General features: G+C 56.4%; 21 protein-coding genes, 1 other RNA gene and 1 riboswitch. Of the genes, 12 read left to right on the top strand and 10 right to left on the bottom strand.

Translation table 11 applies throughout. The features are described from left to right. Nucleotides 1-125 precede the first annotated feature (125 nt). A complete protein-coding gene (locus tag AC2FLX_RS17450) occupies nt 126-2054 on the top strand; it encodes an elongation factor G (protein ID WP_496810926.1) in 1929 nt (642 codons plus the stop codon). Nucleotides 2055-2090: 36 nt separating this feature from the next. Here AC2FLX_RS17450 and AC2FLX_RS17445 read toward each other — a convergent pair whose 3' ends face one another. The 5 genes from AC2FLX_RS17445 to AC2FLX_RS17425 form a co-directional block, all read right to left on the bottom strand. Then, entirely contained in the window at nt 2091-3668 is a 1578-nt protein-coding gene (locus AC2FLX_RS17445; RefSeq protein ID WP_496746329.1) for an ABC transporter ATP-binding protein, read from the bottom strand. Continuing rightward, a complete protein-coding gene (locus tag AC2FLX_RS17440; protein ID WP_496746327.1) occupies nt 3665-4771 on the bottom strand; it encodes an ABC transporter permease in 1107 nt (368 codons plus the stop codon). The genes AC2FLX_RS17445 and AC2FLX_RS17440 overlap by 4 nt, the downstream gene beginning before the upstream one ends. Next, nucleotides 4772-5854, bottom strand: coding sequence for a microcin C ABC transporter permease YejB (locus AC2FLX_RS17435; protein WP_480750160.1), 1083 nt, complete (start codon nt 5852-5854; stop codon nt 4772-4774). Nucleotides 5855-5863: 9 nt separating this feature from the next. Then, entirely contained in the window at nt 5864-7711 is a 1848-nt protein-coding gene (locus AC2FLX_RS17430) for an extracellular solute-binding protein (protein ID WP_496810939.1), read from the bottom strand. 234 nt (nt 7712-7945) lie between these two features. Continuing rightward, nucleotides 7946-8452 (bottom strand): c-type cytochrome, encoded by a 507-nt coding sequence (locus AC2FLX_RS17425; protein WP_480750203.1) that lies wholly within the window; start codon nt 8450-8452, stop codon nt 7946-7948. A 120-nt stretch (nt 8453-8572) separates the two neighbouring features. Here AC2FLX_RS17425 and AC2FLX_RS17420 point away from each other — a divergent pair, with 120 nt between their 5' ends. After that, a complete protein-coding gene (locus AC2FLX_RS17420; RefSeq protein ID WP_496810927.1) occupies nt 8573-9406 on the top strand; it encodes a prephenate dehydratase in 834 nt (277 codons plus the stop codon). Between the two features lie 24 nt (nt 9407-9430). On the opposite strand, the gene AC2FLX_RS17415 is transcribed toward AC2FLX_RS17420, so the two are convergent. Then, complete coding sequence (locus tag AC2FLX_RS17415; RefSeq protein ID WP_496810928.1) at nt 9431-9898, bottom strand: SRPBCC family protein; 468 nt, start codon at nt 9896-9898, stop codon at nt 9431-9433. 39 nt (nt 9899-9937) lie between these two features. Continuing rightward, entirely contained in the window at nt 9938-10921 is a 984-nt protein-coding gene (nudC, locus tag AC2FLX_RS17410; protein ID WP_496810929.1) for an NAD(+) diphosphatase, read from the bottom strand. Between the two features lie 200 nt (nt 10922-11121). Between nudC and AC2FLX_RS17405 the strand changes: the two genes are divergently transcribed. Continuing rightward, nucleotides 11122-13014 (top strand): bifunctional 2',3'-cyclic-nucleotide 2'-phosphodiesterase/3'-nucleotidase, encoded by a 1893-nt coding sequence (locus tag AC2FLX_RS17405; RefSeq protein WP_496875482.1) that lies wholly within the window; start codon nt 11122-11124, stop codon nt 13012-13014. Between the two features lie 39 nt (nt 13015-13053). Continuing rightward, nucleotides 13054-13152: signal recognition particle sRNA small type (gene ffs / locus AC2FLX_RS17400), an RNA gene on the top strand. A 28-nt stretch (nt 13153-13180) separates the two neighbouring features. On the opposite strand, the gene AC2FLX_RS17395 is transcribed toward ffs, so the two are convergent. Then, on the bottom strand, nt 13181-14137 hold the full coding sequence (locus AC2FLX_RS17395; RefSeq protein WP_496810930.1) for an alpha/beta hydrolase family protein: 957 nt from the start codon (nt 14135-14137) through the stop codon (nt 13181-13183). Between AC2FLX_RS17395 and AC2FLX_RS17390 the strand changes: the two genes are divergently transcribed. Both AC2FLX_RS17390 and AC2FLX_RS17385 read left to right on the top strand, forming a co-directional pair. After that, nucleotides 14116-14691 (top strand): TetR/AcrR family transcriptional regulator, encoded by a 576-nt coding sequence (locus AC2FLX_RS17390; protein ID WP_480750153.1) that lies wholly within the window; start codon nt 14116-14118, stop codon nt 14689-14691. The two genes, AC2FLX_RS17395 and AC2FLX_RS17390, sit on opposite strands and share 22 nt — an antisense overlap. Before the next feature lie 63 nt (nt 14692-14754). Next, a riboswitch (cobalamin riboswitch) is annotated at nt 14755-14960 on the top strand. A gap of 89 nt (nt 14961-15049) precedes the next feature. Next, nucleotides 15050-15454, top strand: a complete 405-nt coding sequence (locus AC2FLX_RS17385) for a hypothetical protein (RefSeq protein WP_496810931.1) — start codon at nt 15050-15052, stop codon at nt 15452-15454. 37 nt (nt 15455-15491) lie between these two features. On the opposite strand, the gene AC2FLX_RS17380 is transcribed toward AC2FLX_RS17385, so the two are convergent. Beyond that, complete coding sequence (locus tag AC2FLX_RS17380; protein WP_480750151.1) at nt 15492-15995, bottom strand: protein-tyrosine phosphatase family protein; 504 nt, start codon at nt 15993-15995, stop codon at nt 15492-15494. A 168-nt stretch (nt 15996-16163) separates the two neighbouring features. Here AC2FLX_RS17380 and AC2FLX_RS17375 point away from each other — a divergent pair, with 168 nt between their 5' ends. The 5 genes from AC2FLX_RS17375 to AC2FLX_RS17355 all read left to right on the top strand — a co-directional run bounded on the left by AC2FLX_RS17375 (nt 16164) and on the right by AC2FLX_RS17355 (nt 20585). After that, nucleotides 16164-17930: a DNA polymerase III subunit gamma/tau gene (locus AC2FLX_RS17375; protein WP_480750150.1), complete on the top strand. Its 1767-nt coding sequence runs from the start codon at nt 16164-16166 to the stop codon at nt 17928-17930. Between the two features lie 99 nt (nt 17931-18029). Continuing rightward, the gene (locus tag AC2FLX_RS17370; protein ID WP_480750149.1) at nt 18030-18899 is read left to right on the top strand and encodes a TauD/TfdA dioxygenase family protein; all 870 of its coding nucleotides are present in this window, start codon (nt 18030-18032) and stop codon (nt 18897-18899) included. 162 nt (nt 18900-19061) lie between these two features. Continuing rightward, complete coding sequence (locus AC2FLX_RS17365; RefSeq protein ID WP_480750148.1) at nt 19062-19406, top strand: YbaB/EbfC family nucleoid-associated protein; 345 nt, start codon at nt 19062-19064, stop codon at nt 19404-19406. A gap of 63 nt (nt 19407-19469) precedes the next feature. After that, nucleotides 19470-20066 carry a recombination mediator RecR gene (gene recR / locus AC2FLX_RS17360; protein ID WP_480750147.1) on the top strand — a complete coding sequence of 199 codons (597 nt, stop codon included), beginning with the start codon at nt 19470-19472 and terminating at the stop codon, nt 20064-20066. Nucleotides 20067-20084: 18 nt separating this feature from the next. Beyond that, nucleotides 20085-20585 carry an ion channel gene (locus tag AC2FLX_RS17355; protein ID WP_480750146.1) on the top strand — a complete coding sequence of 167 codons (501 nt, stop codon included), beginning with the start codon at nt 20085-20087 and terminating at the stop codon, nt 20583-20585. A 6-nt stretch (nt 20586-20591) separates the two neighbouring features. Here the strand turns inward: AC2FLX_RS17355 and AC2FLX_RS17350 are convergent, their stop codons facing one another. Continuing rightward, entirely contained in the window at nt 20592-20921 is a 330-nt protein-coding gene (locus AC2FLX_RS17350; protein WP_480750145.1) for a hypothetical protein, read from the bottom strand. 189 nt (nt 20922-21110) lie between these two features. Between AC2FLX_RS17350 and betB the strand changes: the two genes are divergently transcribed. Then, the gene (betB, locus tag AC2FLX_RS17345; protein ID WP_480750144.1) at nt 21111-22565 is read left to right on the top strand and encodes a betaine-aldehyde dehydrogenase; all 1455 of its coding nucleotides are present in this window, start codon (nt 21111-21113) and stop codon (nt 22563-22565) included. Nucleotides 22566-22587: the final 22 nt, after the last annotated feature.

The raw sequence follows: 22587 nt of genomic DNA, 5'->3' as shown, positions 1-22587 counted from the left end.
TGCGAGGGCGATTGCGCCTCGCACACGAGGCAGGCAGTAGGACAGACAGACGGTGCCGACGCTCAGGCGTTCGACATTTCCCTTTCGTGCAGCAGAAATTGCAACCAGAGAGAGGGACAGCACCCATGCGCGTCTTTACAGTCCTCGGCCCTACCCAATCGGGCAAATCTACATTGGTCGAGGCCATCAGCCGCCTCGACGACCGCCCAACAACATTCGATGTATCCGGAACCGTGCATTTGCACGGTTTTTCTTACTTGGGCGAGCCGTGGTGCGCGATCGACGTGGACGGTGGCGGAGATTCGATGGCCTATGCCGGTCCGGCCATGGCAATATCAGATGCCGCCGTGGTGGTCGTTCCCCCCGACCCTGACACCGCGGTTCTGTGTGCGCCGTACCTGAGATTGGTTGAGGAGGCTGGCATCCCCTGTTTCCTGTTCATCAACCGGATGGATAACCCCAATGGCCGCATCCGAGACATTATCTCGGCCCTTCAGACCTATTGCACTCACCACATTGCCTTGCGTCAGGTACCAATCCGCGACGGCGATCAGATCGTTGGCGCAGTCGACCTGATTTCCGAACGCGCATGGAAATACCAGGAAGGGCAACCCTCGGCCTTGATCGAGCTGCCGCAATCGGTCGAAGATCGGGAGCAGGAAGCGAGGGCTGAATTGCTTGAAACCCTGTCCGATTTTGACGACCGCCTACTGGAGCAACTCATCGAGGACAAGCAACCACCCAGTGAAGAAATCTATGGACTGGCGGCCCAGGTTTTGCAGAACCACCAGATCATTCCGGCCTGTCTGGGTGCCGCGAACCATGGCAACGGGCTGACAAGACTAATGAAGGCGTTGCGTCATGAAGCGCCGGAGTTCAACATCGCGGCGGGGCGCGACGAGGCTGCGGATGGTGCGCGGGCAATCGCAGGGTTTGCTGACGTCAAAAAGCATATCGGCAAGATCACGGTTCTGCGTGGCCTCGGCGACGGTGTGAAGGCCCATGAGACACTTGGCGGAGAGAACGTGGGCAACCTGACAACACTCGACGCGAAAACACAGATCCCGGTCTTGGAGGCTGGGCATATCGGTTTGGCCGTCAAATCGGATCATCTCAATCCCGGCAACCTTTATGACAGCGAAACGGCGATGCCGTTGCCGGGCTGGGCCAATTCGCATCCTGTGGCTCACCGCCAGTTGGTTCTGCCCGCGCACGAACGAGACGACGTGCGATTGTCGAATGCGCTGGGTCGACTTAACGAAATCGATCCCGGCCTACACTTGAGTCAGGACGAGGGCACCGGCCATTCCATCCTTGGAACCCAAGGCCCGCAGCACATGCGGAGAGTCACCGCCAAACTGGCCGACGATTTCGGGATCGAAATCGAAACCGAGACTGTCGAAACCGCCTATCGCGAAACCATCCAGAAGCCGGTGGATCACCACCATCGCCATCGCAAGCAATCCGGTGGGGCCGGACAGTTTGCAGATGTGGTCATTTCCATCGCCCCGATGCCTCGCGGGTCAGGATTTCAGTTCGAAGAGGTGGTCAAGGGTGGGGCCGTTCCTAAAAACTATATCCCGTCGGTGGCACAGGGCGCCGAAGATGCTTTGGGAGAAGGGCCCGAGGGCTTTCCCGTTGTAGACCTCAAAGTCACACTGAAAGATGGCAAGCACCATTCCGTTGACAGCTCGGACTATGCCTTCCGCACAGCCGGCAAGAACGCGGTGCGTGAGGCCCTGCCAATGGCTAAACCGATTGTTTTACAGCCGATTCTTCATGCCGAAATCCACCTCCCGTCGCTTTACGTCGGCGATCTGGTGCCGACGATCAGTTCGTTGCAAGGCCAGGTCCTTGGGTTTGAAGGCAATCCCGATGCACCGGGGTGGGAAATCTTCAATGCGATGCTTCCCGCGGTCAACGAGGACGAATTGCACCGCACTCTGGCCAGCGCCACACGCGGCACCGGGTGGGTAAAGCTGACTTTCGACCACTACGAGGAGCTTCGGGGCCAGTCACCCAAAGTTTCCCGCGAAAAGGTCGCGAATGCCTGATTTTGTGCGCCGGGCCGGTTCATCGGTCCGGCGCATCTATCCTGCCGCCGCGATCAGTTCGCGGGTATAATCCGATTGCGCGTTCTCGAAGAGGTCCTGAGCCGTCCCCATCTCGATCACATCACCCTGCCGCATCACCAAAACCTTGTGAGACATGGCGCGAACGACCTTCAGGTCGTGGCTGATGAACAGATAGGCCAGCCCATACTTGCGCTGAAGATTTCGCAGCAGCTCGACGATTTGCACCTGTACCGTCATGTCCAGCGCACTGGTGGGTTCGTCCAGCACCAATAGTTTGGGCCGCAGCACCATGGCCCGGGCGATGGCGATACGCTGGCGCTGCCCGCCCGAGAATTCGTGCGGATACCGGTCCATAGCCGCGGGGTCGAGGCCGACCTCGCGCATCACTTCCGCCACGAGTTCCCGAGGGGCACGGTGCGGATCGACCTTGTGAATAGCCAAACCCTCGGCGATGATCTGCATGCAAGTCATGCGCGGACTGAGTGAGCCAAACGGATCCTGAAAAACGATCTGCATGTCCTTGCGCAGCCGTCGCAACTCGCGCGTGGACCACTTGCGCACGTTTTTGCCTCGAAACTCAATTCCTCCCTCAGAGGAAATCAGACGCATGATGGCCAGCGCCAGCGTGGTCTTGCCCGATCCGCTTTCGCCGACAATGCCCAGCGTTTCACCAGCACGTACGGTGATCGTTGCGTCGTTCACCGCCTTCACATGCCCCACCGTCCGCTTGAGGAACCCGCGTTGAATGGGAAACCAGACCTTCAAATGTTCAGTCCGCGCGATCTCCTCCGCCCCGGGTTCAACCGGCTCGGGTGAGCCCGAGGGCTCCGCCGCCAACAGCCTCCGGGTATAAGGGTGTTGCGGATTGTCGAAGATTTCTGACGTCACGCCACTTTCGACAATCTCTCCATCCTTCATCACACAAACCCGATCAGCGATCCGGCGAACGATACCAAGGTCATGAGTGATAAAAAGCATCCCCATATTCTCGGATTTCTGCAGTTCGGCCAACAACTCCAGAATCTGCGCCTGAATGGTCACGTCCAGTGCGGTCGTCGGCTCATCCGCGATCAGGATGTCCGGTTTGTTGGCCAGCGCCATGGCGATCATCACCCGCTGGCGTTGTCCACCTGACAATTGATGCGGATAGCTGTCCAGCCGGTCTTCGGGGTCGCGGATGCCGACCTTATTCAATAGTTCCAAAATGCGTGCCCGCGCTGCGTCACCGGTCAGTCCCTGATGCAGCGCAAGCGATTCCGCCATCTGTTTTTGAATCGTGTGGAGCGGGTTAAGTGATGTCATCGGCTCCTGAAAAATGAAGCTGATGTCGTTGCCACGCACATCCATCAGCCGCTGCTCGGAAGCGCCAATCATCTCTTGCCCGTCATAGGTGACAGACCCCTCGACCATCGCGCTGTCGCCCAAGAGGGACACAGTGCTGAGCGCGGTTACTGATTTCCCCGAGCCTGACTCCCCCACCAAAGCCACGGTCTCGCCGCGGTCGACGGAAAATGACACGCCTTGGACCGCAGCGGTAACCTGTCCATCTTGTCGGAATGACACCTTGAGGTTCTTCACATCAAGCAGGCTCATGAGAACGTCTTTCTCGGATCGAAGGCATCGCGCACGCCTTCGAAAATGAAGACCAGAAGCGACAGCATGAACGCAAAGGTGAAGAACGCGGTGAAGGCCAGCCAAGGTGCCTGCAGGTTCTGCTTGGCCTGCAAGGTCAGTTCACCCAACGACGGGGCGGATGAGGGCAGGCCAAAACCCAGAAAATCGAGGCTGGCGAGGCCGCCGATAGTGCCAGTGACAATGAACGGCATGAAGGTCAGTGTTGCAACCATCGCATTGGGCAGCATATGCCGGAACATGATGGTCATGTTGCCAACGCCCAGCGCTTTGGCCGCTCGTACGTATTCAAGGTTGCGCGCTCTCAGGAACTCGGCCCGAACCACGCCGACAAGCCCAGTCCATGAAAACAGGATCATCAGCGCCACCAGAAGCCAGAAACTTCGCCCCAAGATCGCGAACATGATTATGATGACATAAAGCGATGGTGTGGCCGACCAGATCTCGATCACCCTTTGGAATACCAGATCGATCCAACCACCGAAAAAGCCCTGAATGGCCCCGGCGAATATGCCGACCAGACTGGCAACACCGGTAACAATCAAGGTGAACAGGATGGATAGACGAAAGCCGTAGATCACCCGCGCCAGCACATCGCGCTTGGTATCATCTGTGCCCAGCCAATTCTGGTGATTTGGTGGCAGCGGCGCTGCACCGGGGCGGTCCACGGTGGTGTTGAAGGAATAGGGGATGAGCGGCCAGATGGCCCAACCTTCTTCGAACCCCTCAGCCTCGAACGTACCTGCCTTGATCTGATCGATGATGTCTTCGGGATCATCGAAACATTCTTCCAGTCCGCCACTGTCGATCAGGCATTGAACCTCGGGATCGCGATAGATCGCTTCGGTCCGGAAATCGCCGCCAAAGGCCGTTTCCGGGTAGAACTTGAAGATTGGAGTGAAAATCTCGCCGCGATACTTCACAAGGATCGGCTTGTCATTGGCGATGAACTCGGCAAATAGCGAAAGTCCGAACACGATCGAAAAGATGATCAGCGACCAGAATGCCCGTCCATTGCGGCGGAAGTTGCGCCAACGGCGTTGGTTGAGCGGTGAGAGCGCCATTTACCCCTCGCGACTTTCAAAGTCGATACGGGGGTCGACCAACACATACATCAGGTCGCTAATGATGCCGACGACCAACCCCAGCAGGCCAAAGATGAACAGGGTGCCAAAGATCACGGGATAGTCACGCGCCACAGCCGCCTCGAACCCCAATCGACCCAATCCATCGAGCGAAAAGATTGTCTCGATGATGATCGAGCCGCCAAAGAACACACCAATGAACACCGCCGGAAATCCCGCGATCACAATCAACATAGCATTGCGGAACACGTGGCCATAAAGCACGCTTCTTTCGCTCAGCCCCTTGGCGCGCGCAGTCATGACATAGTGTTTCTTGATCTCGTCCAGAAATGAGTTCTTGGTCAGCAATGTCAAAGTGGCAAAGGCTGAGATGGTCGAGGCCACCACCGGCAGGGTGATATGCCAAAAGTAATCGAGGATTTTACCACCAATACTCAGGCTGTCCCAATTGTCCGACGTCAGCCCGCGCAGCGGGAAGATCTGCCAATAGGATCCGCCGGCGAACAGCACCAAGAGCAGAATGGCGAACAGAAATCCCGGAATAGCGTAGGCCACGATGATGGTTCCGCTGGTCCAGGTGTCGAAGGCCGAGCCATCCTTCACCGCCTTGCGAATACCCAGTGGGATCGACACCAGATAGGCGATCAAGGTTGACCACAAGCCCAGCGAAATCGACACCGGCATTTTTTCAAGCACAAGATCGACAACGCCGATGGATCGGAAATAGCTCTCGCCAAAATCCAACGTCAGATAGTTTCCCATCATTGTGAGAAAACGTTCGAGCGGCGGCTTGTCGAAGCCAAACTCACGCTCAAGTTCTTCGATGAACTCGGGTGGCAGGCCGCGTGCGCCGATGTAACGTTCGTTGGCCGCGGTCTGCCGCTCGATGTCGCCGCCACCTCCGGCAATGCCTTCGAACACGTCACCGCCGCCTTCCATCTGAGCAATGATCTGTTCGACCGGGCCGCCGGGCACGAATTGCACAAGCGTGAAATTGATGATCATGATCCCCAGCAATGTGGGGATCACCAGCAGCAGGCGTCGTAGAATATAGGCTCCCATGGGGGCGGCTTACCGCAACGCGCCCGAGGTTTTCAATGCTGCTTCCTTGTCAGCATTGATCCACCACAGGTCTTCGACGCCCAGCGCGTAAGGCGGCAGTTTTTCGGGGAATTCATACATGTCCCAGTAAGCGACCCAGTATTTGCCCAGATACCATGTCGGGACCATGATACGTTTGGCACGCAAAACCCTGTCAAGCGCACGGACATTGGCCTGCAATTCTTCGGTTTCCCGCGCCGCGACGATATTGTCGATCAGCGGTTCGATATCCGGGCCGTTCGCACCGGAAGGGTTGAACACGGAATAGCTGGCGGCCTCGGTTCCGAATTGCTGATACAGCCCGGTTGACGGCTGCAGAGACATCGGATAACCGCCCATGATCATGTCAAAATCGCGATCCCTGCGGCGAAGTGTGAACTGAGCATTGTCCACCCGGTTGTAAATCGCTTCGATCCCCATAGCGCGAAGATTGTCCACGAATGGCTGGATTATCCGGTCAAGTGTCGGCTCATCCGACAAAAACTCAACACGCAGTACTTGCCCCTGTTCGTTGCGGCGCAACCCGTCATCACCGACGGTCCAACCCGCGTCGTCGAGAAGTTTCATCGCTTTACGTAGATTGCCTCGATCATTCTGTCGTTTAGGACTTGATTGATGCGCCACGACCGGTTCCTCGGTCAGAACGTTGGCATCCAATGCATCGCCAAGGCTTTCCAGAATTTCGCGCTCCCTACCTTCCGGGAGGCCGGTTGCTTCAAGATGCGTGCCTTCCCAGAACGAATCACGCTGCTGGAACAGACCGTATTGCAGGCTTTCATTGGTCCATTCGAAATTGAACGCAAGCTGCACCGCCGCACGTACCCGGATATCCTGAAACTGCGGGCGGTCCAGGTTCATGACAAAACCGCTGGCTGATGGCACGTCTCCATCCACGAATTCCGCCTGTATCACGTGCCCATTTGCAATCGCAGGAAAATCATAGGCCGTAGCCCAGCTTTTCGAGTTGTTTTCCTGCCTAAGGGTGAAAGTTCCACCCTTGAACCCTTCCATCGCGGCGATTGAGTCGCTGAAATATTCAATCCTGATGGTGTCAAAGTTGTTGCGCCCCACATTGACGTTCAGGTGATCGCCCCAATAGTCGGGATTGCGTTTGTATACGATGCGTCGGTTGATGTCATAACTGTCCAACACATAGGGCGCGGACCCGATGCCGGGAACCAGACGTGGCTTATCGAGCCTGCGATTTTCGGGATCGGCCTCGAACCACGATTTCGAAAAGACCGGAGTGCCAGCCACCTGCGTGATCAGGGAGCGGCGCGAGATATCTGGAGCAAAATAGAACTTGACTCGATGGGTACCTAGGGCCTCGGCCTTGGGAATGCGCTTGCGCACCGCATCGGCATAAGATTTCAGCCCCTGATCCAGCAGAATATTGTGCGAAAACACCACGTCCTCGGCAGTAATTGGCGTGCCGTCAGAAAACCGCGCTTCGGGGCGCATATTGAAGATCACCCAATCCTGGCTTTCCGGATATTCAAGGCTTTCAGCCAACAAGCCGTAATACGCCCCAACCTCGTCATAGGATGGAACCATCAGACTTTCATACTGATCCGCCGACCGTGCCCCTGCCCGGCCCTGGCGCGTAAACGGGTTGAAGCTGTCGAATGTTCCTTGCGCGGCATATGACAGTTCACCACCGCGCGGAGCATTTGGATTTACATAGTCGAAATGCGCAAAACCCTTGGGGTATTTCAGATCACCAAATTCGGAGAAACCGTAGCTTTTTATGATCTTTTCTTCCGCCTGCAACTGAGACGCGGCCATAATCAATAGTGAGAACAGCCCCCATGACAACATGGAAACCCAATGCCTTGCATCAACGGTGCGGGCACAGGTCTGAACTCGGGGTGGTCGCATCTGGCTCTTCCTCCGGGGTCGGTGTCGTTCTTGATCTTGTTGCTGCTAGCTAAAGGTCCAGCCACGCCAGTTGCAAGTTTAGAATAGGTGATCGGATCGTGAAGACCACTTCAGAAACGAAAAAAGCCGCTGCCAAAGTGCAGCGGCCTTGATTCGTCTGAAATTTCGCGGGGATCAATCGTCCAGGCTGTCCAGATAGGCGATCACGTTCACCCGGTCGCTGGCCTTGTTGAGACCCGCAAAGCTCATCGATGTGCCCGGAACGTCACCGCTGGGCTTTGTCAGGAAGGCATCCAATGCCTCAGGCGTCCACTCGCCGCCCTTTTCCTGCATCGCGCCGGAATACCCGAAGCCAGCCGCTGTCGCGACCGGGCGACCAACAACACCGTAAAGATACGGGCCAGTTCCGTTCGCTCCGTCCTCCAGTTTGTGGCAGGCTTGGCATTTCTTGAAGACCTTGGCGCCCTTGTCGACATCGGCGGCCATCATCATCTCATCAAAGCTGACTTCCTCAGCTTCACTGACTTCTTCGGTCGGCTCTTCGGTTTCGATGATATAGGCGGCCTCGCCGTGACCATCTACATGATAAAGAACCTCGGCCGCCCATTTGGCCAGAAGAAGCGCCAGAAAGGCGCCAAACAGGCCTGCAGCGGCCTTGGTAACTGTCATCGTGTCGAACATTGCTCGCGAGTCCATTTCAACTGTCTGCGCGGGTGTCTAAGGCTTCCCCTTGCAAGAGGCAAGGTATAGACACCGCGACTAAACGCCCAAATAACGAACTTGTTGCATGGAAACGACCAAATGACCAACCGAATTGCCTTTCAGGGAGAGCCCGGTGCCTATAGTCACGAGGCCTGCCGGAACGCGCGGCCCGACATGGACGCCCTTCCCTGCCGCACGTTCGAAGATGTGATCGAGGCGGTTCGGTCGGGCGAGGCGGAACTCGCGATGCTGCCGGTAGAGAACTCGACTTATGGGCGCGTGGCCGACATTCACCGACTGCTTCCGCATAGTGGATTGCATATCATCGACGAGGCGTTCGTGCGCGTGCATATCAATCTTTTGGGTGTACCAGGTGCTAGTCTGGAAGATGTTGCCGAGGCGCATTCGCACCTCGTGTTGTTGCCACAGTGCCAGGGGTTTCTTCGCGAATACAACATCCGCGGGCGCGTTAGCCCCGACAATGCCCGCGCCGCACGTGAGGTTGCGGAACGCGGTGACAAAAGCCATGCGGCACTGGCGAGTGAACTGGCTGGCGAAATCTATGGGCTGAATGTTCTGGCTCGACATATCGAGGATCATGGCGACAACACCACCCGATTCCTTGTCATGTCCCGCACGATCGACGAATCACGCAGGGGCGAGCACGGTATGATCACCAGCTTCGTTTTTCAGGTGCGCAACATTCCCGCGGCGCTGTACAAAGCCATGGGTGGTTTCGCCACCAACGGGGTGAACATGGTCAAGCTGGAAAGCTATATGGTCGACGGGTCATTCACAGCAACGCAGTTCTATGCCGATATCGTCGGACATCCGGAGGATCGGAATGTCCAACTGGCTATGGACGAACTGAACCATTTTACAACAAACGTGGAAATTCTGGGTGTCTACCCAGCTGCGCGGCCCCGAAGTTAGGCTGACAATCGGGCATCGCCGGCGTCACCCCGATTGCGAATGTCGTTGCTCCAAGCTGCTTGCAAACTCTGCCAGCCGAAGGTGCAACTGCCGTTTCAGACGCGACTTCCCAAGCTTGAGCGATTGTAGCAACAGTCGTGCGGGCAGCGTTGTTGCCACAAATTCGATCTCGACCAATATCCTTGTCCGCACCGGCGACAGAGCCACGAGCTCAACTTGGGTATGTCCGTTCATTCCCTTGCCGGACGCCTCAAAGCGCATCAGTGTCGGCTCTTGAAATTTTCCGAGGACGATCTGCACGTGACGGGCCTTTCCGCGCATCTGAAACACGGTATCCCATGCCAACCCTTCAGATACAGGCCCTGCCGCAAGTTTTCGCTTCACTTCGATCCCGCGTCGGATCGCGAGGCGTTCGAACCGGTCGTAATCGGAAACCATCCGGAACACCTCTTCAATAGGTGCCTCGATATCTTCCTTTCCAGTGAATTTCATTTCGCCCCTCGAAATCTGATCTGGGTTCCGTGTTTCAACTTAATCCAGCGTGTCCGCAAGCCAGTTCTCCAACAAAAAATGCGCAATCGCGCCTTTGCGTGCGGGCAGAAGGGTTGGATGTTCACCCGCGAAAGCCTGCATCATCTCAGCCTTTCCGATCCAAAGCGCATCTTCGATTTCAACCGGATCAATGTTTAAATCCCGTGAAAGGGCCTCGCCCGAGCAGCCGAGCATCAAAGATGCAGGAAAAGGCCAGGGCTGACTGGCCAGATATTGAACCCGCCCGACCGTAACGCCTGCCTCTTCGAAAACCTCGCGACGCACGGCCGATTCCAGAGTCTCGCCAGGCTCAACAAATCCTGCCAGCAAGGAGTACATCCCTTCAGGCCAACCTGGCGACCTGCCCATCAACACGGCATCCCCGTGCGTAATCAACATTATGACTACAGGATCCGTGCGTGGGAAATGCTGGCCGCCGCACCCAGGGCAACTTCGCTGCCATCCCGCCTGAGACACCTCGCTTCTGGCACCGCAACGGGCGCAGAAGCCATGGGTTTCGTGCCAGCCAATGACTGCCTTGGCCGTCGCCGCCAGTTCGGCGTCACGGGGGTTGAGGCGCGTCATGACCCGACGCAACTCTGCAAATACATAACCGGTGGGTAAGTCCGGATGCTGCTGCTCGCTTCGGTCGACAAAGGCGCCGACGCCGGAAAGATCATGGTCTTCGGCCTGCCAACTGGTGATGTCCGTGGCAAATACCGGTGCGCCTGCTTCGGATAAACCGAGGAAAACGGGGGACTCCATGATATCTCCCGGTTCGGATTGGATCAGCCTGTGAGACATCGTGACTGTCGCCAATCGATCCAACCGCTCACCCTGAACAAGTATCTTTCCGCGCCAAAGCAGCAGGCAGAGTGCCTCGGAATGACCCTTTGCATGCGCCAAAGCGTTGTTGTCGCCGCGAATGTGGGCGCTGCGATTCAATCCCGATCCGCCAAAAGTGACCTGCTCTGCCCGTTTCATTCTTTGTCCTTTGTTTTTCAAAGGGCTGCCACGGTTGTTCGATCAACGCAATGGCCCTGCCAATCAGAGAGGAAATGATTACACGCGACGAAACCACAAACTTTTCTCAAATCCCGCTTCAATTTGCCGTTTTTTCAAACTGTTAAGAAGCAAGGGTCATGTAGACAACAAACACTCCATTTCCGACGGCAGGACATTCATTGAACTCAGAGGCACAGATCAATCCCAGCACATTGCCGCCAGTTCGCCTGAGAATTCTTGCGACCTCGGATCTGCACATGAATCTTATGGGATATGACTATTACTCGGATCGACCGGAACCCTCTGTCGGGCTGACACGAACCGCGAGCCTGATCAAGGCAGCCCGAGCGGAGGCCGAACAAATGGGTGCGCGCGTCTTGCTATTCGACAATGGTGACTCCATGCAAGGCACGCCTTATGGCGATTTTGCCGCCGATCAGAACGACGTCGCCCACCCGCTGATGCTTGCGTTCAAGCATTTGGGATATGATGCGATCGGGCTTGGCAATCATGACTTCAACTTTGGCTTAGACTGCCTGAGCGGTATTCTGGCTCACGCGCCATGTCCTGCCATATGTAGCAATCTGCATTGCGTTGAGGGTAATCAACCGTGGGAGGCATCGGCTATCATTCGTCAGCGATTTGCGGTCGGGTCTGAAACCTGCACTTTGACTGTCGGTGTCTTTTCGGTTCTGCCGCCACAAACCACGGATTGGGAGGCACACCAGCTTGCAGGCAGGGTGACTTCGACTGACATTCTGGAGACTGCTGCTACAGCCGTTAGCGACTTGAAGGATAAAGGATGTGAGCTGGTTATTGCACTGGCACATTCGGGTCTAGCTGGAGCTGTTGTGGAAGCACAAATGGAGAATGCAGTAGTTCCGCTGGCGTCGATCGAAGGCCTCGATGCAATAGTTGCAGGCCACACGCATCTGACTATCCCCGGAGCCGACCATGATGGATTAGCACATGTTGTAGGCGACAAGGGCCTAGTTCATGGCAAACCTGTCGTCATGCCGGGATCGTCAGGATCGCATTTGGGCGTGATCGATCTGGCGTTTGCCCATGAGGCCAACAGTTGGAAAATTGCAGGGCATTCTGTCGAACTTCGCCCGATCTGCAACAGAGGCAACGATGGTTGTGCCCAATCGACCGTCGAAGAAGATCCCAAGTTGGCACGAATATTCGAATGTGGACATGCCGAAACACTAAAGCGGATGAAACAGCCCGTCGGACATGTCAGCCAATCGATGCATAGCTATTTTTCCTTTTGTGCACCGGATAGGGGGCTTTCGCTTGTCGCCGCAGCTCAAGCAGCCGCACTGCGTCCCTTTCTTGCCGGTTTGCCTGAAGGATCACTACCGACATTGTCAGCGGCCACACCCACGAAATTCGGAGGGCGTTCCGGGCCGCGTTTCTATACGGAGGTTCCCGCTGGTGAAGTTTCGATGCGTCACATTGCCGACCTTCACGTCTTTCCCAACGAATTGCGCGCTGTTGTCGTTAACGGCGCACAATTGCGCGATTGGCTAGAAATGTCGGCATGTCTGTTTAACCAGGTCACTGAAAATAGCCAAGATACCCCGTTGCTCAACCCTCTTCGAGCAGGCCATAATTTCGATGTTATCCATGGTGTTGAATACACTATAGATCTGACTTGCCCGCCTCGGTTTCATGCGGATGGCAGTCTGGTTGAAACAGGCAACCGACGCATTGGAAACCTCACTTGGAAGGGAGATCCCATCGGGGATCAGCAGCTTTTCGTCGTGGCACTGAATAACTATCGCGCCAATGGGGGGGGGCATTTTTCAGCTTTGGAGAACGCTAAAATCATCAGTATTCCTCGCCTACGCATTCAGCACATCTTGAAGGACTATGTTGAGGGGAGTCTTCCATCTGATCCGCTGCAAGCGACTCCGCATCCGTGGCGTTTCGTCAAGACGCGCAAGACCTCGGTCGTTCTGCAGACCGGTCCCGATGCCTTGCGCTATCTGGATGACCTTTCAGGATACCACCCGGTTGTTCTGGGCATCGATCCCGAAGGTTTCCTGCGGCTACGCCTATCCTTGTGACGGGTTGTCATCGCCAGTCATCTTGCCTATATCGAGCAACGAGAGGTTGGCGCGGGCGAGCGCCTCGCCAACCTGGTCAGGTCCGGAAGGAAGCAGCCACAACGAGTCCCGCTTGGGTCGATGTCCAACCTCTCACTTTCCCACTAATCATCTAGCGTAGACCAACCTAATCGGCGATGAGTGCGGGCCACACAACGGCATTCTTACGCGCAAACGCGCCCAGATGGCCAATTTGCTTCACTCCAAAATCCTGAGGCGTCAATTCACGCCGTCGCGCATCTTGCCCATAAAGTTCGGCCAATCGCCAAACGCATTTGGGCGGGATCACCTGATCGTCCGAAAACGCAATCATATCCACTGATGCGCCACTTCTTTTCCAGTCGGGTTTCGGTAAGGTCGTTCCGGCATCAGGCAGATAGCTTTTTGCGGATATGCACCATTTTCGCCATTGCCAATAGACCGGAGCAGGTAGATCTGCTCCGAACCCAACAAGACGCCCAGGCAAATACCCCAAACTCTTAACCAGCAGCGGAACATGCCCGAACCAAAACATTCTGGCGAGCGCTTGATAAGGCCAAGGGTGATCGCGATGTTGTACCAGCCCTGAACAGACACAGATCATTCTGTCGATTTCTTCGATGCCAGGCTGCAAAGGACCGAGCATCCCGCCAATCGAATGCCCGATGACCCAAAGCTTTGAATTTGGGAACCGACGACGCATTTCCGTCCGAGCCGCGGGCATGTCGACCAATGCCCAATCGGTCATGGATGACTTGGATTTCTTTAGGTTGCCGGTCAAAGAGTGGCCGAAATCCCGGTAATCGTACGTCAGACAAGCAATTCCGCGTTCTAAGGCCAGCCACGATGCGAAATGTCTGTAGTAGTCCCTCGGAACACCGGTCGCCCCATTGAGCACGACCGTAACTTCTGGCTTTTCTTTCGCATGAAAGAGGCGGGCAGACAGTTGGTAGTCGCCCGAGTGAATAAGAAGGTCTTCAGCTGACACCTGGTCCTGCATATTTAACTCCGCGCCCCCTAGACCGGTCGGTCTAGTCCTGATCTCTGGACCAATTGGTCCAGTGCTGTCAATAATCCACGCAAATGACTGAACGTCCTTTGCCAACAAAAGAGCGCCTGATTCGGGCTGCGGCCGACCTTTTCCAGAGGTCGGGCTATCACGGGGTCGGGCTGAACGAAGTTCTTTCCGTGGCTGACGCACCCAAAGGATCGCTGTATCACCATTTCCCGAATGGAAAGGCCGATCTGGCGCTTGCGGCCGCTACTTGGGCGTCCGATGCGATGCTTGGTCTTATTGCCGCGTCATTTGAGCCTGCGGAAGATTTCCAGTCCGGGGCCACAACTCTTTGCAACAAGATAGCGAAACTTTTCGACAAATCAGGTCAGTGGGATACCTGCCCGATTTCCGCTACTTTGTTCGAAGGGCCGGACAACAATATATTCCGCAACCATGCCTATCACTTGTACGAGGGTTGGATAACCGAAGTCGCACATCACGCAAGGCGACTTGGAGTGGCCGAGCCAGAATTCGCGGCAGATACTGTGTTCATACTGCTCCAGGGCGGGTGGCAGTTGGCCCGGGCAAGGCGATCTTCGGAGACCCTAAGAAACGTGCCTTGCCGCTTGAGCAAGATGTCGACGTCTAAACAAATTCAGTAAACCCGCCCGGCGCGACAAAGGTGCTTGAACCGCAGGATTCGTCTTGACCCAAAATTGTGCGCCCGCTAGCGATTAGGCGATGGTTTCCGGCCGCGTTCACGGTTGGAATGAAAAGGGAACACGGTACGGTTCTTCCAGAACCAATTCCGCGACTGCCCCCGCAACTGTAGGCGGCGAGCGAAGCCGAAATGCCACTGGTCCAAGGGCTGGGAAGGTCGGCAAAGCAGCGACCCGCAAGTCAGGAGACCTGCCATCGGAACTGAAACTCGAACTCGGGCGGGGTGTCCGGGACAGGGTCCGATAGCTGCTTGCTGTCCTTCCCGTCCGTTGTCCTCGTCACCAGCGCGGAGGGCGCGACATGATTTGGAAAACCGACAAGCACCTGTTCACGGCAACAGTGTGCCAGAAAACCGGTAAACCCTGCCCGGCATTGGCGCAAATGGGTAAAAAACTGGCACAGGCGATATCTGCGGCAAAGCCATTGACTGCAGATGACTTCGAGATCGACGGAAGCTGCGCACTTGAACATTGTGCCACTGGGTGCGATGCCAGATTCCGCGCCGATCATTCTCGCATTCGAGTATTCTGCGGTGTGAATGACGAGGCGGATAGCGAACGCCTGAACCAGATTGAAGACGCTCTATTGAACTCTTCTCGGACCGTTTTTCCCTCGGGTTGGATCAAGCAGATGCCCTGCGCGTTCCTCGAAGCAGTTCCGCAGGGCAACCGGGCGGCAGAAACCGCCTGCCACGCGCCACTTTGAAAGAACGCCAACGCAAAAAATAGCCCTCAGCCCGGCCTCAGGGCCGGTCTGCCACCATCTGCCCTTTCAGCGCCCAATCCATTTGGGGTTCGGTTTCGACGGCGCAGGGGCGAATGGCGCGTAGCCGTTTCAGCGCATCCGAAGGTCGTTCACCACATTCGACCATCAACCTCAGCGCAGCCATTCCCGATCTTCCGCAACCGCCACGACAGTGGATCAAAATCCGACCACCGCCCGCAAGTGCCTGCCGCGCAGACGCACTGGTCTCGGCCCATTTCGCCTGGACATGACTGGGCGGGATACCAAAATCTTCGATCGGCAAATGGACCCATCGGCAGGCGCGCGCCTGAATATCCAAGCCGAAACTGCGCGCGCCGTCTTGGATCATTTCGACCTCTGTCGTCATCGAAATCACTAGGCCCGGTTTCCAGTCGGCAATGGTGTCGAGGTCAGAAGGATAGTCTCCGCTCCGGCCCGGCATCTGGCAGATAGCCAATGTGCCTCCGCCCACCTGCAGCCCAAATATCACCAGTTGTGACACGATTAGCTCCCACACAACCAACACGCTGAAATCTGCATTCTCCAATCGATGCCTGAGTGTTTTACCCCGGCTTGCAAGCAATCCAAACCAAAATCGGACCTGCTGCTGTGGACGCGGGCATCGCGGCACACTACGCTGCGGTTTTAAGACGAATCCGGCAGAGCAGACATGACCGACACCGCACCCGCACCCTATCAGGTTCTTGCCCGAAAATATCGCCCCGAAACCTTTGCCGATCTGGTCGGTCAGGATTCGATGGTGCGGACACTAAGAAACGCCTTTGAAGCAGACCGGATTGCGCAGGCTTTTATCATGACCGGCATTCGCGGGACGGGTAAAACCACTACCGCACGGATCATCGCCAAGGGCATGAACTGCATCGGGCCGGATGGAAACGGAAAGCCGACAACTGAACCTTGCGGTCAGTGCGAGCATTGCGTTGCGATCATGGAAGGCCGTCATGTAGACGTGATGGAGATGGATGCAGCAAGCCGGACCGGTGTTGGCGACATTCGCGAGATCATCGACAGCGTCCGCTACCGCGCTGCCAGCGCGCGGTATAAGATTTACATTATCGACGAGGTTCACATGTTGTCGACCAGCGCGTTCAACGCGCTGCTGAAGACGCTTGAAGAACCTCCGGCGCACGTGAAATTCATTTTCGCGACAACTGAAATTCGCAAGGTTCCGGTCACAGTTCTGTCTCGTTGCCAGCGCTTTGATCTGCGTCGGATCGAACCCGAAGATATGATCGGCCTGCTACGCATGATCGCCGAATCGGAGGGAGCTCAGATCGCTGGCGACGCACTGGCTCTGATCACCCGCGCAGCTGAAGGTTCGGCCCGGGATGCGACCTCGCTTCTGGATCAGGCGATCTCGCATGGCGCCGGGGAGACCTCTGCGGATCAGGTACGTGCAATGTTGGGGCTGGCGGACCGGGGTCGGGTTCTGGACCTGATGGACATGATCCTGCGGGGCGATGCGGCGGGGGCATTGACCGAACTGGGTGCGCAATATGCCGAAGGCGCCGATCCATTGGCAGTGTTGCGAGATCTGGCCGAGATCACCCATTGGGTTTCTGTTGTCAAAATCACGCCTGATGCAGCAGAAGACCCGACCGTTTCGCCCGACGAACGCGCGCGAGGGATACAAATGGCACAGGCGCTGCCTATGCGCGTTTTGACGCGGATGTGGCAGATGCTGCTGAAGGCGCTGGAGGAAGTTTCTGGTGCGCCTAATTCCATGATGGCCGCCGAGATGGCGATCATTCGTCTGACTCATGTCGCCGATCTACCCAGCCCGGAAGAACTGATCAAGCGACTGCAGGATGCGCCTGCGCCACCGGCACCGAACGGCCCGGGTGGAGGAGTTCCCTTGTCAGGCGGGAGTACGTCGACCGCACAGTCAACAGCATCTTATGCGCCAGGCAACCAGTCCGCTCGGCGTCACAACAGCGGTGCGCCAGTTGCAGCCCTCGCGCAGGACCTGCAAGCCGCTTTGGGGCGATACCCAACATTCGAACACGTGGTCGAACTGATCCGCTCCAATCGTGACGGCAAGTTGCTGGTCGATGTTGAGGACGGGATTCGCCTTGTTGCTTATCAACCGGGGCGTATTGAGTTTACCCCGTCCGACAAAGCGCCCAACGATCTGGCCCAGAGGCTGGGCGCAAGCCTGCAACGCTGGACGGGCAATCGTTGGGCTGTTTCGATCGTCTCGAATGGCGAGGCACAGACGATTTCGGAAATTCGCGATGCCGTCGAGATCGCCCTGAAAAATGAAGCCAGTGCGCATCCGTTGGTGCAGGCCGTGATCGCACAGTTCCCCAAGGCCAGCATCACCCGCATCACAACCCCCGAACAACGAGCAGCGCTGGTCGAAGCCGAGGCACTTCCCGAAGTCGAAGACGAATGGGATCCGTTCGAAGAAGAATAGTGACCTTGCAGACGCGTGCCGCTACAAATGTCGCAAATACGCTTGAAGGGTCGATTGCAATCTCACACGGTTCCGGGAGTTGTCTGACAGGAGCCTGGCATGCGAACTGACCCTCTGCACTCCCGTTTCGGATTAATTATTCACGACGTTGATCTGCGCGACGTGACTGCGGAATCGCATTACCCGCGAATCCGGCAAATGTTCGAAACTCATTCCGCGCTTTTGTTCCGCAACCAATCCCTGACGGATGCCGATCACATTCGGTTGGGCGAGTTGTTCGGCCCGCTCGAAAACCGTGAGGCGATGGCGGCGGGACGCGATGTCGAATTCCAAGTTTCGGAGCTTTCCAACCAGACTTCCGATGGACTACGGTCGCGCGATGATCTGCGGCTGCTTGACCTGCAAGCCAATATGCTCTGGCACACGGATAGCACTTTCTTGCCCACTCCTGCGCTGGTCAACATTCTGACTGCGCGTGTTGTTCCCCCTTCGGGTGGAGAGACAGAAATTGCCTCGACGCGGGCAGCGTGGGCGGACATGCCTGAAACCCTTAAATCGAAACTAAAAAATGCGATCATATGGCATCGGTTGTCTCACTCCCGCGCCCAGATCTCTTCCGAACTCGCCGCATTGTCTCGAATGACCCGCTGGCCCGATCGCCCGTGGCGCGCGATCTGGCCCAATCCAACAACCGGCGATGAGGCCTTGTTCATTGCCTCGCACGCTTTTGCCATCGAGGGGTTGGGCCATGGAGAAAGCCAGGAAATACTTGCAGAGGCGATGACGTTTTGCACACGCCCCGAATACGTGTATTCCCACCAGTGGTCGGTGGGTGATGTGCTGATTTGGGATGAACGGGCAACAGTGCATCGAGGTCGTCCATGGGACTATGAACATCCTCGATCCCTTCGCTCGATCTGCTGCTCAGTCACGTCTAAAGACGGGCTAGATGATGTCCGTGTGATCTGACCTGTCTCACCCACGTCGCACGGGGATGCCTCCACGATGCCCGGCCCAACCGAAGGAGTTGTCTCGGCGAAAACTGAAACGACGGATGGGAACGCGTGCCCCTTGTGCCAACCAGTTTGCACCCGTATCTAGGCGTCAAACCGAAATGCAGGAGAAAGAACCATGCTTAAAGGACTTGGCGGGCTTGGCGACATGGCCAAGATGATGAAGTCAGCTCAAGAGCTTCAGACCAAGATGACCCAGATGCAGGAAGATCTGCACAACGTTTTGGTCATTGGCGAATCGGGCGCCGGGCTGGTCAAGGCGACGGCCTCAGCCAAGGGCGATCTCATGGCTCTCGATATCGATCCGTCGATCTTCAACGGTGACGACAAAGAGGTGGTTGAAGACCTGATCCTGGCCGCTATCAAGGACGCCCAGGCCAAAGCTGCCGAGAAAGCTCAGGAAGAGATGGCCAGACTAACCGAAAGCTTGGGGCTTCCCAAAGACATCAAGCTACCGTTCTGATAATAGCACCTGCACGGCAGATGATTGGGGCTACCTGTGCCCCGATAAAAATGAGGCGCATGGGTGAGTTCCAACCGCGATATCGACAATCTGATCGAACTGATGGCCAAGCTGCCCGGCCTCGGACCGCGATCAGCCCGACGCGCGGTTCTGCATTTAATCAGGAAACGCGCATTGCTGCTGACGCCATTGTCTGACGCCGTGCATGCCGTCGCCGTCTCAGCTCGAGAGTGTCTCAACTGCGGCAATGTCGGCACCTCGGATATCTGCGACATCTGCGAGGATGAAGATCGCGCTTCGGGTGAACTTTGCGTCGTCGAAGATGTCGCGGATCTCTGGGCAATGGAGCGGGCAGGCGTGTTCAAGGGGCGGTATCACGTGCTGGGTGGAACTCTGTCTGCGCTGGATGGCGTAGGCCCCGATGAACTCCGCATTCCCCGTCTCAGAAATCGGGTTGTCACCGAAGGGATTACCGAAATCATTCTTGCTTTGAACGCAACAGTCGACGGCCAAACAACCGCCCATTACATCGCCGACCAACTACAGGGGCAGGTGCGCCTGACTTCATTGGCGCAGGGTGTGCCGATAGGCGGCGAACTCGACTATCTCGATGATGGCACCATCAATGCGGCTTTGAGCGCGCGTAAAGACATAAGCTAGTACAACAGGAGCGGTGAAATGGCGCGGATCGCGTTCCGATTGAAGGAATGGTGGCCCACATTGCTAGGGGCATTCGGGCTGGTTGTCGTCAGCAGCCTGGCCTTTTTCTTTCTGTCGCGGCTCAGTCCCGAAACCGCAGGCGATACCATAGGAACAGTGGCAACTTTCGTACTTGCTGTCTGGCTGTTGTCACAAATCTGGATTCACGCAACTCGCATCGACAAAGCCAAGCATCAGCTTTTGCTGATGGCTGTATCTTTCATTCAGGTCGTTCCGTTCCTTTTCGCCGCCGCCTACGGATCTTTTGGCTATACCGATTTGTGCGTGATCGGTGCCAAGCAGCCCAGCGATGTTCTGTATTTTTCGTATGTGACGTTCACGACCGTCGGGTTCGGTGACCTGCATCCGGGTGGATTGTGCCGGGCCATTGCCGTTGCTGAAGCAATAACCGGTTACGTGTTGCTGGGGTTATTCGTCGCCGCAGCGGTCGCCCTTTACGGGCGGGCGCGTCAAACCTGAGCGCACTCATCGGTTTCGCTCGATCCATGCTGCAATAGCTGCCTTGTCACGAAAGCACTCTGACGGGACATGGCGATGCTTGGCCCTTGCGATACGCTCCGCAAAGGCTACCTGTTTTCCGGTCGGATAGTTGTCAAAGGGTGATGTGCCGCGCGGTTTGTGGGCCGATATCCAGTCTGATAGCGACCGCCGGTCGCGCTGCGCCTCTACCGGAATTTCCAATGCAGATTTCTCTGCGATCGCGCGAGCGTACCGCATCTGCTTATCTGTCACAGGCAACAGGTGATAGTCGTTTCCGGGGCCATTCAGGGCCGATCTTTGCAACGGGTGGGTCATCAGAATATCCTCAGCCACGATGAGAACATATATAGAACATTAATGGGGATTTTTCAAGGGCGCTGATTTTCCTGGCTGCCGAAAACACAGGTCGCACGTTTATTGACTGACGGATCAACAACCGATAGTGCAATGGAAACAGACCCGCAACTATGCGCGGTTGGTGCAAATTCGCGAGAAGGATACGGCATGAAATTCCAGCCCAAGGCCAGCCACTTTATCGACGGCGAATACGTCGAGGACGTGGATGGTGCACCGATAGACGTCGTCTATCCAGCGACAGGCGAAGTCATAGCGCGGCTGCATTCAGCAACACCCGCCATCACCGACATAGCATTGACCAGCGCAAAAAACGCTCAAACCTCCTGGGAAGCCATGAGCGGAACCGAACGCGGACGTGTGTTGCGCCGCGCTGCTGACATCATGCGTGAGCGCAATCGCGAATTGTCGACCATCGAAACCCACGACACCGGAAAACCACTGCAGGAAACATTGGTGGCCGACGCGACCAGCGGTGCGGATGCGTTGGAATATTTCGGCGGTCTGGCCGCATCGTTAACCGGAGAGCACATCTCGCTGGGTGGCGGCGATTTCGTCTATACGATCCGCAAAGCATTGGGGGTTTGTGTCGGCATCGGCGCATGGAATTATCCCACACAGATCGCCTGCTGGAAAGGGGCCCCGGCATTGGCCTGCGGAAATACGATGGTGTTCAAGCCTTCTGAAACAACGCCGCTGTCCGCATTGAAAGTGGCCGAGATCCTGATCGAGGCTGGCGCCCCCAAGGGAATCTACAACGTGGTACAAGGCTATGGCGATGTGGGCGCAAGCCTTGTGACCGACCCGCGCGTGGCCAAGGTCTCGCTGACCGGTTCGGTACCCACGGGCCGCAAGGTTTATGCCGCCGCTGCGGGCGGAATGAAACATGTCACCATGGAACTGGGCGGCAAATCTCCGATGATTATATTCGACGACGCCGATATCGAAAACGCAGTGTCAGGCGCCATTTTGGGCAATTTCTATTCCTCTGGGCAGGTTTGTTCCAACGGAACCCGGGTGTTTGTGCACAAGAGCATCAAGGAAGAGTTTCTGACGCGTTTGTCCGAGCGGTTGGCAAACGCGAAAATTGGTGATCCTCTGGATGAGGAAACCAATTTCGGCCCGATGGTCAGCGAAAACCAAATGAACGTCGCGTTGAGCTACATCGAAAAAGGCAAGGCTGAAGGCGCGCGGCTGGTCTATGGTGGTGCGCGGGTTGAAGGCGAAGGTTTTTATGTACTACCCACCGTGTTCTCCGACGTGACCGACGACATGACCATCGCGCGCGAAGAGATATTTGGCCCGGTCATGTCAGTGCTAGATTTTGACACCGAAGAAGAGGTCATGATCCGCGCCAATGACACCGAATTCGGTTTGGCTGCCGGCGTCTTCACCAACGATCTGTCCCGCGCGCACAGAGTAGCTGCCGGATTCGAGGCCGGTACCTGCTACATCAACACCTACAATCTTGCCCCCGTCGAAGCGCCTTTTGGCGGGTCAAAGATGTCCGGCGTGGGACGCGAGAACTCGAAACTGGCAATAAACCACTTCAGCGAAATGAAATCTGTCTATGTATCGATGAACAATGTCGAAGCACCTTACTGACATCCAAGATTTTTCAAGTAGA

This window comes from Ruegeria sp. YKSF57 (genome assembly GCF_059612585.1).
The sequence above is the reverse complement of the archived record's forward strand: the minus strand, read 5'-3'. Positions and strand labels throughout refer to the sequence as shown.